This window comes from Symbiobacterium ostreiconchae (genome assembly GCF_055396975.1).
This window is the reverse complement of the sequence record NZ_AP042454.1, coordinates 326,786-339,825: the sequence shown is the minus strand read 5'-3', so window position 1 is coordinate 339,825 and position 13,040 is coordinate 326,786. Positions and strand designations below refer to the sequence as shown.

The following is a 13,040-nucleotide window of genomic DNA, read 5'->3' as shown; positions in this document are numbered from 1 at the left end:
GAAAGATTGGGCGGCAGGAGTTGGCGCTCCGATGCCCAATACTCCACGTCGTAGGTATGTCGATGAGGTGATCGGTTGGTCAGGACCATTTTGTTTGATCTGGACGGCACGCTTCTCCCGATTGACACCGATGCGTTCATCAAAGGCTATTTCGACGCCCTCGCGGAGTACGCGGGCCACATCGTTCCGCCCCGGAAGCTGGTGCAGGAGGTCTGGGCTGCCACCGCGCAGATGATCCGCAACACCGACCCCGGGCTGACCAACGCCGAGGTCTTCGCCCGCGCCTTCTTCCCTGCGGTGGGCCAGGCCGAGGAAGCGCTGATGCCCGTGTTCGACAGTTTTTACCGCACCCGGTTCCCTGCGCTGCGCTCGGCGTGTTCGGGGCTGCCGGGCATCGCCCGCTCGGTGGTGGAGACGGCGCTGGAGATGGGGTACGAGATCGTGCTGGCCACCAATCCGCTCTTCCCTCGCATCGCCATCGAGGAGCGCATGCGCTGGATCGAGGTGGACGACCTGCCGTGGCGGCTGGTGACGGCCTACGAGGACATGCACGCCTGCAAGCCGCAGCCCGAGTACTACCAGGAAGTGCTGGCGCGCATTGGGCGCAGACCCGAGGAATGCCTGATGGTCGGCAACGACGTCCAGGAAGACGGTGCGGCCGCCCGTGTCGGGATCGACGTCTTCTTCGTCACGGATTTCCTGATCGACCGGGAGGGGCGCCGGCTGCCCCAGGACCGGTCGGGCTCCCTGGCCTCCTTCCGGGACCGGCTGGCGGCGGGGTGGTAAGGGCGAGGGGTCGCCTCATGCCGCAACATGCTTTCGTCGCATGGGGAGCATAACACTTTTTCATCCTGACGGCATCTTGGCTGTAGCCCTTTCGTACCGTGCCCTCGTTGACTCTTAAAGAAACATGACAGTATAATGGGCAGTAGTGTGTGACAGATGGTGCATGGGGTCGCCTAGTACGAATGACTCTTCCCAGAACGGGGGGGTGGCGCCTTGAGCCAGGCACGGCATGAGTTGGATTGGCTCAACGACGAGGTAGTGGTCTCGGAAGTCGACGTCGTCAACGAGAACGTCATCGCCGGCAAGCTGCCCAACGTCATCAAGAAGGTGTTGGGCTGGGGTTACGGCAACTCGACCTGGCCTCTGGGCTTCGGTATCGCCTGCTGCGCCATCGAGATGATGGCGGCGTCCAGTTCCAAGTACGATATCGCCCGGTTCGGTTCCGAGGCGATGCGCATGTCACCTCGCCAGGCCGACGTCATGATCGTCGCCGGCACGGTGAACGAAAAAATGGCAGTCGTCGTCCGCCGGCTCTACGACCAGATGTCGGAGCCTAAATTTGTGATTGCCATGGGTGCCTGCGCATCCAACGGCGGTCCCTATTGGGATACGTACAACGTCGTCGATGGTGTGCATAAGGTCGTGCCGGTCGATGTATACGTTCCGGGCTGCCCGCCCCGGCCGGAGGCGCTCCTGCAGGGGCTCATGGAGATCCAGGAGATGATCAAGACCGGCAAGCGCGGCCTGATTACGAAGGGTTAGCATCCTCTGGGCAGGGCCGGTTGCCCTGCCCTTTGACCGGAGGCCGGGTCCGTACGGCCTCCGACGTCGCTCTCGGAAAGGGGACAGTGCCCGGTGAGCTACTCCTACGTGGACCTCATTACGGTCCTGATCGTCGTTGTCGGTTTCGTCTTCCTGAACTACGGCATCGTGGCGCTCTTTGCGCCCCGGAACCCCAAACAGGGTGAAAAGCTGGAGACTTACGAGTGCGGTGAGCTGCCCTTCGACGATGCACTGGTCAACTTCAACATCCGGTACTACGTGTTCGCACTCACCTTTTTTGTGTTTGACATGGAGGCGATCTTCCTGTACCCCTGGGCGGTCGTGTTCAACGTGCTCGGCGCCGGTGCCCTTATCGAGATGTTCCTCTTCCTCCTGGTCCTGGCGATCGGGCTGTTTTACGCGTACAAGAAGGGCGTGCTGCACTGGGTCTGATCGCCCGCACGCGATCCCGCTTCGCCCAGCATTCGCCGTGTAGAGTACTCCAGGGGGTGAGTCCGTTTGGACTTCTTGAAGGAGCGTTTTCCGGAAGCCCAGTTTGCGACCCACGTCAACGGCGACACGGAGATCCTCGTGCCGGCGCAGCAGTACGAGGAAGCGGTCCGTGTCTGCTATGACGCGGGTTTTACTTATTGCAGCTGCGTCACCGCGATCGACTGGCAGGATCGCCTGACGCTCGTGACCAGCCTCGCGCGCATCGACCCGGATGAGGTGGGGGCCCGCAACATCCACATCAAGGTCGACCTTCCCCGGGAGGGGGCGCGCATCCCGTCCATCGCGAAGCTGTATCCCGGCGCCAACTGGCATGAGCGGGAGACCTACGACATGTACGGCATTCGGTTTGACGGTCACCCCAACCACCGCCGCATCCTGCTCCCCGACAACTGGCAGGGCGGTCACCCGCTGCTGAAGGACTTCACCGATCGGCGACCCAAGCGCCCGCGGCTTGTGCGGCACCGCTTCGCTGAATAGCCCGGTGCGGAGGTGTGAACGTGGAACGGACGCAAGAACTACTGGTCAACATGGGCCCGCAGCACCCCTCGACCCACGGCGTGCTCCGCCTCATGGTGAAGCTGGACGGGGAGCAGGTGACCTGGTGCGAGCCCGACATCGGTTACCTGCACCGCTGCTTCGAGAAGCTCTCGGAGCAGAAGACGTATACCCAGGTCATCCCCTACACCGACCGGACGGACTACCTCGCCGCGCTGCTCAACGAGATGTGCTACGTGGAGGCCGTCGAGAAGCTGTTCGGCGATGCCATCGTCGTGCCGGAACGGGCGCAGTACATCCGCGTGATGATGGCGGAGCTGCAGCGGATCACCTCGCACCTGCTCGCGCTGGGCTCGATGGCGATGGACCTGGGTGCGGTGACGCCGTTCCTCTACTGCTGGCGGGACCGTGAGAAGATCTACTCCCTCTTCGAGCGCATCACCGGCGGGCGCATGCTGTACAACTACCTGCGGATTGGCGGCGTGCGCAACGACCTGCCGGAGGGTATCCTCGGCACGCCGCAGGACGGCGAAGACAAGGCCCACAAGACCATCTGGGGCTTCATCAACTACTTCGACTCCTACGTGTACCCGCAGTGGAAGGCCCTCGTCACGGGCAACCGCATCTTCCAGTACCGCACGCAGAACATCGGCGTCCTGACGGCCGAACAGGCCATTGCTTACTCGGCCTCCGGCGCGGTGCTGCGGGGCTCGGGCGTGAAGTGGGACCTGCGGAAGAACCTGCCCTACTCCATCTACGACCGGTTCGAGTTCGACATCCCCGTCGGCAAGAACGGCGACTGCTTCGACCGCTGGTGGGTCCGCCAGGAGGAGATGTACCAGTCGTCGCGCATCGTCAAGCAGTGCCTGGCCTGGCTGGCCGAGAACCCCGGCCCCGTCATGGCCAAGGTGCCGCGCGTCCTGAAGCCGCCGAAGGGCGAGGTCTACCACCGCATCGAGGGCGCCCGGGGCGAGGTCGCCTGCTACGTGGTCTCCGACGGCACCACCAACCCCTACAAGGTCAAGTGGCGCTCGCCGGCGTTTACCCACCTGCAGCTGATGCCGCTCCTGTGCCCCGGCCATAAGGTCGCCGACATCATCGCAATCCTGGGCTCCATCGACGTCGTGCTCGGGGAGGTGGACCGGTAGTGATGGAGTGGTGGAACAGCCTCCCGCCCACCGCACAGGTGTGGCTCGGCGGCATTCTGAAGGCCAGCTTCATCCTGGTGTGGGGCCTGCTCAACTTCGCGATCTGCCTCATGCTCGAGCGCAAGATCTCCGCATGGATCCAGAACCGCGTCGGGCCCTGGCGGGTCGGCCTCTGGGGCTGGATTCAGCCGATCGCCGACCTGATCAAGCTCTGGGTCAAGGAGTACATCCAGCCCAACAACGTCGACAAGTGGCTTTATCTCATCGCCCCCTTCATCGGCTTTGCCTCTGCCAACCTGGTGTGGCTCATTGTCCCCTTCGGCGACAAGCTGATCGCCACGGACCTTGAGATCGGCATCATCTTCATCGCCGCGATCACCGGCTACGACGTGATCGCGACGTTCATGGCCGGCTGGGGCTCCAACAACAAGTACTCCCTGCTGGGCGCCATGCGCGGCGCCGCGCAGCTCATCTCCTACGAGATCACCATGGTCATGTCCGTCATCGGCGTGGTCATGATGGCGGGGTCCCTGCGGCTGTCGGATATCGTCCTGGCGCAGCAGGAGCGGGGCTTCCTGGGCTGGTTCCTGTTCCCGCAGGCGATCGGTTTCATCGTCTACCTGATCGCCTCGCTGGCGGAACTGAACCGCGCCCCGTTTGACCTGGCCGAGGCCGAGCAGGAGCTGGTGGCGGGGCATCATACGGAGTACTCCGGCATGCGCTGGGCCATGTTCATGCTGGCCGAGTACATCCACCTCGCGGCCTGGTCGGCCATCGCCGCGACGCTCTTCCTGGGCGGCTGGAGCGGCCCGACGCTGGGCCAGGTGGCGGCCGGCCTGGGCAACGTGCTGAACGGCTTCGGCGCGTTCGTCAACCCGGTGGGCTCCGCGGTCCTGAACTGGGGCCTCGCGGTGTCCGGCTCCACCGTGCTCAACTGGATTGCCGGCGTGTTCTGGCTGGTCCTGAAGACCTACTTCTTCATCTTCCTGGCGATGTGGATCCGGTGGACCCTGCCCCGGGTGCGCATCGACCAGCTCATGGACCTCGGCTGGAAGTTCCTGCTGCCGGTCTCGCTGTTCAACATCTTCCTGACGGGAACGCTCCGGTACGTCGCCGTCACCTTCGACGGCCTGCCGATCTCCATCGGATCCTTCACCCTGCGGCTCCTGGGCTGGTGGCTCTAAGGGAGGTGTGAAGCTGCATGGGCGTTACCAACTTCGTCGGGGAGGCCTTGCGCACCGGGAAGTCCATCGTCACCGGGATGAAGATCACCTTCCAGGAGATGATGTTCCGCCCGGCGATCACCGTGTTCTACCCCGACCAGCGGGACGAGATCCCGCCGTGGTTCCGGGGGATACCGGTGCTGAAGACGGACCTGCGCACGGGCGAGTACAAGTGCACGTCCTGCCTGCAGTGCGCACAGGCCTGTCCCGTTAATGTGATCACCATCGAGTGGCACCAGGATCCGGAGACCAAGAAGAAGGTCAACGACCGGTTCGCCATCGACATGTCGCGGTGCATGCTCTGCAACTTCTGCGTGGAGGCGTGCCCGTTCGACTCCCTGGTGATGGGGTACGACTACGAGCTCTGCAAGGTCGATCCGGAGAACCTGGTCTTCGAGTTCGAGGATCTGCTGCGCCTTGGGCTGAAGTACTCGAAGGCCGAGGATCCCGGTCCCAAGGCTTCCCGCTCGGCAACGCCGCCGTGGGTGTTCCACGACCTCACCAACGCCACGGAGGATGACATTCAGGACGTCCACGGCTACCTGGGCCGTCCGCCCCTGCCGAAGGGCTACGAGCCGGAGCTGAAGCCGCAGTTCCGCAAGCAGGAAGAGGCCGGGCCGGAGGCGGCCGCTGAGGCGGAGGCCAAGGCGGAGCCGAAGCCTGAAGCGAAGGCGGAGGCCAAGCCAGAAGCCAAGCCGGAAGCCAAGGCAGAGACCAAGCCTGCGTCCAAGCCGGCCGCGGAGCCGGGCAGCACAGACGGGGAGGGGGCCGGGCAGCCGTGACAACAGACCTGCTCATGAGCGGCCAGTTCTGGACCTTCATCATCCTTGCGGTGGTCACCCTGGTCTCGACCTACCGCATGGTCACCGTGCCGCTGATCACGCACGCCGCTCTGTTCATGGCACTCTCGTTCACAGCCGTGGCCGGCATCTTCCTGCTCATGCAGGCGGAGTTCATCGCGGCGATCCAGGTCCTGGTGTACGCCGGCGCCATCACCACCATGGTCATCTTCGCGATCATGCTGTCCGGTCTGCGGGACATCAAGCGGCAGCAGAAGGAGCGGGTGAGCCTGTGGCGCTCCAACCCGGCCGTCCTGGTGGTCGGTGCGGTCTTCGCCGCCTTCATGCTCTACCTGTACTCCACCGCCAACCTGCCGGCCGGCGGCGGCGAGCGGCAGGTGGTTCCGGTGAAGGCGATCGGCATGGACCTGTTCACCACCTATGTGATCCCGTTTGAGATCGCCTCGGTTCTGCTGCTGATCGCCATGATCGGCGCCATCATCCTGACGGCGAAGGAGGCGGAGTCGTAGTGGAACTGCCGATCTATTATCCACTCGGTCTCGGCGCCCTCCTGTTCGGTCTGGGGCTGTGGGGCGCCCTCACCCAGAAGAACGCCGTCCGGATCCTGATGTTCATCGAGATCATGCTCAATGGCGTCAATCTGAACCTGATCACGTTCAGCCGCTACTACTGGCAGACGAGTCCCGAGACCGCGGCCCGCGCGCCGATTCTCACGCTCTTCGTGATGACCGTGGCGGCTGCGGAGGCGTCGGTCGGCCTCGCCATCATCCTCTCCATGGTGCGCAACCGCGGCGTGGTCGAGGTCGACAAGGCCACACTCCTGAAGGGTTAGGAGGGTTGACAGCGTGGACTTCTTCCTGAATACAGCCTGGGTCATCGCTGCGCTCCCCCTGGCCGTCTCCGCACTGATCGCCATGTTCGCCGGCGTCCTGCGCGACCGGGCGTGGATCCCGGGGACCGCCGGCATGCTGATCACGTTCCTGTGGTCGGCGGGCGTGCTCGCGGCGGTGATCGCAAACCCGGCCCACGGCGGCGAGGCGTTGTACAACACGGTGCCCGCCTGGAAGGCCTCGTTCGACTGGGCCAGTTTCGGGCCCTACACGATGCGCATGGGCTTCCAGGTCGACAACCTGACGGCTCTCATGCTGCCCATGATCAGCCTCGTCTCCTTCGCCGTCCAGCTGTACTCCAGCGCCTACATGCACGGCGACAAGCGGATCCCCCGTTTCTACGCCGCGCTGAACCTGTTCACCATGGCCATGCTCGTCCTGGTCATGGCCGACAACCTCTTCCTGCTGCTGGTGGCGTGGGAGATCATGGGCCTCTGCTCCTACCTGCTGATCGGCCACTGGTACGAGCAGGCCTGGCCCCGCTACGGCCAGATCAAGGCCTTCCTCACCACCCGCGTCGGCGACATCGGCATGATGGTCGGCATCTTCATCGTCTTCTTCGCCGCCCGTGACCTGAGCTGGGCGGGCCTGGCGGAGAAGGTGCCGGTTCTGGTGCAGGATCCGGCGATGGCCAGCCTCCTGGCCCTGGGCGCCTTCCTGCTGTTCACCGGCGCGATCGGCAAGTCGGCGCAGTTCCCGCTGCACACCTGGCTTCCCGATGCCATGGCCGGCCCCACGCCGGGCTCCGCCATCATCCACGCCGCGACGATGGTCGCCGCCGGCGTGTACCTGGTGGGCCGCGCCTTCATGATCTTCGGCCATGTGCCCGACTGGGTGCTGGTGGTCGTCGCCTTCGTCGGCGCCTTCACGTCGCTGTTTGCCGCCTCCATCGCCACGCTCCGCTGGGACATCAAGGAGGTCCTCGCGTACTCCACCATCTCCCAGCTGGGCTACATGATCATGGCCATGGGCCTGGGCGGCTGGACGGCAGGCAACTTCCACCTGCTCACCCACGCCTTCTTCAAGGCGCTGCTCTTCCTCGCCGCAGGCTCGGTCATCCACGCCCATCACCACAACCAGCTGCTGCACAAGATGGGCGGCCTGCGCAAGAAGATCCCGATCACCTTCTGGACCTGGATGGTGGGCTACGCCGCGCTGGCGGGCATTCCGGGCTTCTCCGGCTTCTTCTCCAAGGACGAGCTGCTGCTGGCCGCCTGGGAATGGAACAACGGCCTGGTGGCCACCTGGCCGATCTGGCTGCAGAAGCTGCCGTTCGCCATGGCGCTGACCACGGCGTTCCTGACGGCCTACTACATGACCCGGGCCACTTACCTGGCCTTCTTCGGGAAGCCCCGGGATGAGCACCTGTACGAGCAGGCCCACGAGTCGCCCCGGGCGATGACGATCCCGCTGGTGATCCTGGCGGTGCCGGCGGCGCTCTACGGCTGGCTGGGCACCCCGCTGTTCCATCACTTCACGAACGCAGACTGGATGATCTTCATCCAGAACTTCCTGCACCTGCCCGGCCTGGATCACCACGTCGAGTTCAGCACCGAGCTGATGATCACCGGGATGGCCACCGCCGCCGGGCTCATCGGCATCTTCCTGGGCTGGTACCTGTACGCCGTGGTCCGCCCCGAGACGCGGGCGGCATGGATTGCACGGCTGCGGCCAGTTTACACCGTGGTCAGGAACAAGTATTATGTCGATGAGTTCTATGATCTGGTGGCCGTCAAGAGCACCCAGGCTCTGTCCCGGGCGATCAACTGGTTCGACATTGCGGTGGTGGATGGCCTGGTCAATCTGACGGGAACCATCTCAGTGTACGCATCGGAAGCTGCAGCCTGGTTCGACAAGCATGTCGTGGACGCGCTGGTCAACATGTGGGCGGACATCGCCCGGGCCCTGGGAGCTGCCTTCCGCCGGCTGTCCACCGGGTACGTGCAGCAGTACATGTTCACGTTCCTGGTGATGCTGGTCGCCAGCGTGGTCCTCGTCCAGGTGATTAGATAGGAGGCTGTCGGGGATGCTGTCGCTGATCATCTTTGTACCCCTGGTCTTCGCCTTCGTGATGCTTTTCGTGCCGAAGACTCAGGAGCGGCTCCTGTACTGGCTTGCGGGGATCGGTACCCTCATTCCGTTCGTGCTGGCCCTGGTGCTGGCCGCGCAGTGGCCCACCGCGGAGGTCTCCACGGCCCCCTACGCAGCAGGCATGCGCTTCGTGACCCACGTGCCGTGGATTGAGGCCATCGGCGTGCACTACACGCTGGGCGTCGACGGCTTCGGCTTCACCATGATCCTGCTCTCGACGCTGCTCTTCCCCCTCGCCGTTCTGGCCTCGTACAAGTACATCAACGACCGGGTGAAGGACTACCTGATCCTGCTCCTCATCCTGGCCACCGGTACCAACGGCGTCTTCGCCACCCTGGACTTCATGCTGTTCTACGTGTTCTGGGAGATCGTGCTCCTGCCCATGTACTTCCTGATCGGCATCTGGGGCGGCGAGCGGCGTGAGTACGCGGCCATCAAGTTCTTCCTGTACACCCTGATCGGTTCGACCGTCATGCTGGTCGGCGCGATCTACCTGTACGTCGTCACCGGCGTCGGCACGTTCAACCTGCTGCAGATGGCCGCCGCCACGTCGAAGCTGAACATCACGGGCCTGACCACCTTCGCCTTCTTCGCCCTGCTGGTGGGCTTCGCGGTGAAGGTGCCGATGTTCCCGTTCCACACCTGGCTGCCCGACGCCCACGTCGAGGCGCCCACGCCGATCTCGATGCTGCTGGCCGGCATCCTGCTGAAGCTGGGCTCCTACGCGATGGTGCGCATCAGCCACCCGATGCTGCCCCAGGTGGCGGAGCGTTATGCCGACCTCATCTTCGTCTTCGGCGTCGTCGGCATCATCTATGCGGCCCTGGCTGCGATGGCGCAGAAGGACTTCAAGAAGCAGGTGGCTTACTCGTCGGTCAACCACATGGGCTTCTTCATCATGGCCCTGGCGGCCGCGAGCAAGCTGGCGCCCACCAGCCCCGAGCTGGCGCAGGTGGCGCTGCAGGGCGGGTACTTCGTCACCATCGCCCACGGCCTGATCTCGCCCCTGTTCTTCTTCGCCGTCGGCATGTTCTACGAGCGCACGCATACCCGCGACCTGACCAAGCTCGGCGGCATGTTCCTGACGATTCCTGTCGTCTCCTTCGCCACGGCGTTTGTCGCCTTCGCCAATCTCGGCCTGCCCGGCCTGGCCGGGTTCATCGGCGAGTTCATCTCGCTCACCGGCTCCTATCCGGCCTTCGGGCTCTGGGTGCTGGTGGCCGGCGCCGGTATGGTCATCACCGCCGCCTGGCACCTCATCACCATGCGGAATGTGCTGCTGGGTGAGGCCAAGCCCGAGTATCGCGGCCTGAACGACATCACCCTGAAGGAGAAGATTATCTTCGCCCCGCTGGCCGTGCTCATCGTGCTGTTCGGCGTCTATCCCAGGCCGGTTATGGCGATTCTCGAGAGCTCTGTCGAGGTGCTGACGCAGGTGATGGGTCTGGGAGGGATGTAGGTTGGCAGGAGTCCTCAACTGGAGCCAACTGGTTAACCCCAGTTACGTCGCCGTCCTGCCGCACCTGATCGTCACCGCCACCCTCCTGGTCATCATTCTCCTGGACGCCTTCTTCAAGGAGAAGCGGAGCCTGGTCTGGGTGACGCTGGGCGGTGTGGTCCTGGCGATGCTCTCCATCCTGTACACCGCCAGCGACCAGCAGATTCAGGCGGCCATCGCTGCCGGACAGCCCCTGGAGTTCTGGGGCCGGATGATCATCGCCGACGGGTTCACCTTCTTCATGAACGGCGTGCTGCTGGGCATCGCCGCCCTGGTGATCCTGCTGTCGGGCGACTACGTCGAGAAGTTCCTGCGCGGGGCGTACATGGAGTTCTATGAGATCATCCTGGCTGTGACGCTGGGCATGATGTTCATGGTCTCCTCCCGCGACCTGCTGACCATCTACATCGGGCTCGAGCTCACCTCGATCTCCTCGTACGTGCTGGCGGGCATCCTCCGCAAGGACGCCCGCTCCAACGAGGCCGGTCTGAAGTACTTCCTCACCGGCGCGGTCGCGTCCGCGGTGCTGCTCTTCGGCCTCTCGCTGATCTTCGGCGTGACGGGCACGACCCGGCTGCCGGACATCGCGGCGGCGCTCACGGGCGCCAGCCCGGTGGTGGCGGCGGCCGGACCGGCCCTGACGCCGCTGCTGGTGGCCGGGATGGCCTTCCTGATGGTGGGCTTCGGCTTCAAGGTGGCGGCGGTGCCCATGCACCTGTGGGCGCCTGACGTGTACGAGGGCGCGCCGACCCCGGTCACCGCCTTCTTCTCGGTCGGCCCCAAGGGCGCCGCCATGGCCGCCATCCTGCGGGTCTTCGTCGGCGGGCTGGGGGTCGCCCCGTTCACCGAGAAGTGGACCCTGATCTGGGCCGTGGCCGCGGCGGCCTCCATGACCCTCGGCAACCTGGTCGCGCTGCAGCAGACGAACATCAAGCGGATGATGGCCTACTCGTCGATCGCCCAGGCCGGCTACGTCCTGGTCGGCGTGGCGGCCTCGGGGCTGCAGTCCACCGAGGGCATCTCGTCGGTGCTCTTCTACGTGATGGCCTATGCGGTGACGAACCTGGGCATCTTCGCCATCCTCACCCACATGGATCAGGAGGGCGGCTGGGTCGAGATCGACAACTACAAGGGGCTGGCCAAGCGGAACCCCCTGTATGCCTGGGCCCTGCTCCTGTTCTTCGTCTCGCTGATCGGCATTCCGCCGACCGTGGGGTTCGTGGGCAAGTTCTTCCTGTTCCGCGCGGCGGCCGCGGCCGGCTATCTCTGGCTGGCGCTGCTGATGGCGGTCAACTCCGTCATCTCCGTCGGCTACTACTACCGGGTGGTCAAGGTGATGTTCCTGGATCCGTCCGACGACCCGGCCCTCACGCCCAGCGCGGGCATCTCCGCCACCGTGGCGCTGTCGCTGGCCGGTGTGGTCCTGTTCACCATCTTTGCCAACCCGTTCGTCCAGTGGACCGCCCAGTCGGCCGCACTGCTGAAGTAGACCGAAACGTAGAAACGAGCCGGGAGCAGCAGCCCCCGGCTCGTTCTTCTTTCGTCGGCTGTGCAGCGCCTTCCTCACGCTGTGCGGAAGGATCCGCCCTTACGCCCGCAGCGCCGCGGCGATGCGGCTGACGGCCGCCTCCATGGCCTCTTCCAGCCGCTCAGGCCGGCTGCCGCCGCCCTGGGCCTGGATGGGCGATCCGCCGCCCTTGCCGTCGATGATGGGCAGGACCTCCTTCAGGATCTGCCCCACATCCAGGCGCAGGTCGGTGGCCCGGTGCAGGATGATCTGCGGCACGGCGCCCCGGGTGCCGAAGACGGCGATGCAGCCCGGGGCTGCGGCCACCTTGGCGGCCAGCAGCCTGAGCTCGTCCGTGGGCCGGCCGCCGAAGATGTGGCGCACCAGCCGGGCCGGCCCGACCCTGTGGGCGTCGGCCAGCAGCCTTTCGGCCTCCACCGCAAGCAGCTCTTCCTGCTGGGTGCGGACCCGTTTCCGCAGGCTGTTCAGCTCCTCCTGGGTGCGGTCGGCCCACCGCGGCAGGTCGGAGACGCCGATGGAGAGCCGGCGGCCCAGGTCACGGGTCATCCGGTCCAGCGCGAGGTAGTCGTGCAGCGCGCGCTGGCCCGCCAGGAACGTCACGCGCACGGCCTGTTTGTACCGCTCCCAGGCCTTGATCTTCAGCAGGCCCAGCTCCCCGATGCTCCTCAGGTGCGTGCCGCCGCAGGGCGACCAGTCGTAGCCCTCGATCTCCACGACGCGGATCGGGCCGCTCACCGGGGGCGGCTTGCGCAGCGGCAGCTTCTGCGCCTCCTCAGGCGCGCACAGGTGGATGTGCACCGGAAGCCCGGTGCGGATCAGGCGGTTGCAGGTGAGCTCCAGCTCCTCCACCTGCGCGGCGTCCAGGCTCTCCATGCCGACATCGACCGTGCTGGCCTCCGCACCCAGGTGCCAGCTGAGGGTCTCGGCCTGGAAGAGGTGCACGAAGGCGGCGGAAAGGAGGTGCTGGCCCGTGTGCTGCTCCATGTGGTCGAGCCGGCGGCTCCAGTCCACCTGGCCGATGACGGTGCCGGTGAGCGGCGAACCCACCACATGGACGACGGTGCCATCAGGCTCTGCCCGCACGTCCAGCACGGGCGCACCGCCCAGCGTGCCGCCGTCGCTGGGCTGCCCGCCGGAGGCCGGGTAGAAACAGGTCTGATTCAGCACCACGGCCCAGGCGTCGCCGACAGGGGTACAGGAGAGTACGCGGCCCTCGAACTCGGTGCGGTATGCATCTGCTTGAAACAGCTTCACCGTGCGCACCTGGCATCACCCTTCAGATGTCGCTGACCCCATTTTAGCACAT

Annotated in this window: 13 protein-coding genes; 12 read left to right on the top strand and 1 reads right to left on the bottom strand. The window is 65.1% G+C overall.

Annotated elements, in window-relative coordinates; translation table 11 throughout:
- Positions 1–75: 75 nt before the first annotated feature.
- The 12 genes from ACZ5UM_RS01580 (at position 76) to ACZ5UM_RS01525 (ending at position 11,695) form a co-directional block, all read left to right on the top strand.
- Complete coding sequence (locus ACZ5UM_RS01580; protein WP_464846543.1) at positions 76–786, top strand: HAD family hydrolase; 711 nt, start codon at positions 76–78, stop codon at positions 784–786.
- Positions 787–1,044: 258 nt separating this feature from the next.
- Complete coding sequence (locus ACZ5UM_RS01575) at positions 1,045–1,548, top strand: NADH-quinone oxidoreductase subunit B (RefSeq protein WP_464848253.1); 504 nt, start codon at positions 1,045–1,047, stop codon at positions 1,546–1,548.
- A gap of 93 nt (positions 1,549–1,641) precedes the next feature.
- Complete coding sequence (locus ACZ5UM_RS01570) at positions 1,642–2,001, top strand: NADH-quinone oxidoreductase subunit A (protein WP_464846542.1); 360 nt, start codon at positions 1,642–1,644, stop codon at positions 1,999–2,001.
- A gap of 66 nt (positions 2,002–2,067) precedes the next feature.
- Positions 2,068–2,538, top strand: coding sequence for an NADH-quinone oxidoreductase subunit C (locus ACZ5UM_RS01565; RefSeq protein ID WP_464846540.1), 471 nt, complete (start codon positions 2,068–2,070; stop codon positions 2,536–2,538).
- A gap of 14 nt (positions 2,539–2,552) precedes the next feature.
- Positions 2,553–3,704 carry an NADH-quinone oxidoreductase subunit D gene (locus ACZ5UM_RS01560; protein WP_464846539.1) on the top strand — a complete coding sequence of 384 codons (1,152 nt, stop codon included), beginning with the start codon at positions 2,553–2,555 and terminating at the stop codon, positions 3,702–3,704.
- A gap of 2 nt (positions 3,705–3,706) precedes the next feature.
- A complete protein-coding gene (gene nuoH / locus ACZ5UM_RS01555; RefSeq protein ID WP_464848252.1) occupies positions 3,707–4,888 on the top strand; it encodes an NADH-quinone oxidoreductase subunit NuoH in 1,182 nt (393 codons plus the stop codon).
- A gap of 17 nt (positions 4,889–4,905) precedes the next feature.
- The gene (locus ACZ5UM_RS01550; protein WP_464846536.1) at positions 4,906–5,709 is read left to right on the top strand and encodes a NuoI/complex I 23 kDa subunit family protein; all 804 of its coding nucleotides are present in this window, start codon (positions 4,906–4,908) and stop codon (positions 5,707–5,709) included.
- A complete protein-coding gene (locus ACZ5UM_RS01545) occupies positions 5,706–6,236 on the top strand; it encodes an NADH-quinone oxidoreductase subunit J (RefSeq protein ID WP_464846534.1) in 531 nt (176 codons plus the stop codon). Before ACZ5UM_RS01550 ends, ACZ5UM_RS01545 begins: the two co-directional genes overlap by 4 nt.
- On the top strand, positions 6,236–6,559 hold the full coding sequence (gene nuoK, locus ACZ5UM_RS01540; RefSeq protein WP_464846533.1) for an NADH-quinone oxidoreductase subunit NuoK: 324 nt from the start codon (positions 6,236–6,238) through the stop codon (positions 6,557–6,559). Before ACZ5UM_RS01545 ends, nuoK begins: the two co-directional genes overlap by 1 nt.
- 13 nt (positions 6,560–6,572) lie before the next feature.
- Positions 6,573–8,630 (top strand): NADH-quinone oxidoreductase subunit L, encoded by a 2,058-nt coding sequence (nuoL, locus tag ACZ5UM_RS01535; RefSeq protein ID WP_464846531.1) that lies wholly within the window; start codon positions 6,573–6,575, stop codon positions 8,628–8,630.
- A gap of 13 nt (positions 8,631–8,643) precedes the next feature.
- Positions 8,644–10,167, top strand: coding sequence for a complex I subunit 4 family protein (locus ACZ5UM_RS01530; RefSeq protein WP_464846530.1), 1,524 nt, complete (start codon positions 8,644–8,646; stop codon positions 10,165–10,167).
- Position 10,168: 1 nt separating this feature from the next.
- Positions 10,169–11,695 (top strand): NADH-quinone oxidoreductase subunit N, encoded by a 1,527-nt coding sequence (locus ACZ5UM_RS01525; protein WP_464846528.1) that lies wholly within the window; start codon positions 10,169–10,171, stop codon positions 11,693–11,695.
- A 99-nt stretch (positions 11,696–11,794) separates the two neighbouring features.
- Here the strand turns inward: ACZ5UM_RS01525 and ACZ5UM_RS01520 are convergent, their stop codons facing one another.
- Positions 11,795–12,997 carry an alanyl-tRNA editing protein gene (locus ACZ5UM_RS01520; RefSeq protein ID WP_464846527.1) on the bottom strand — a complete coding sequence of 401 codons (1,203 nt, stop codon included), beginning with the start codon at positions 12,995–12,997 and terminating at the stop codon, positions 11,795–11,797.
- Between the last annotated feature and the right edge of the window lie 43 nt (positions 12,998–13,040).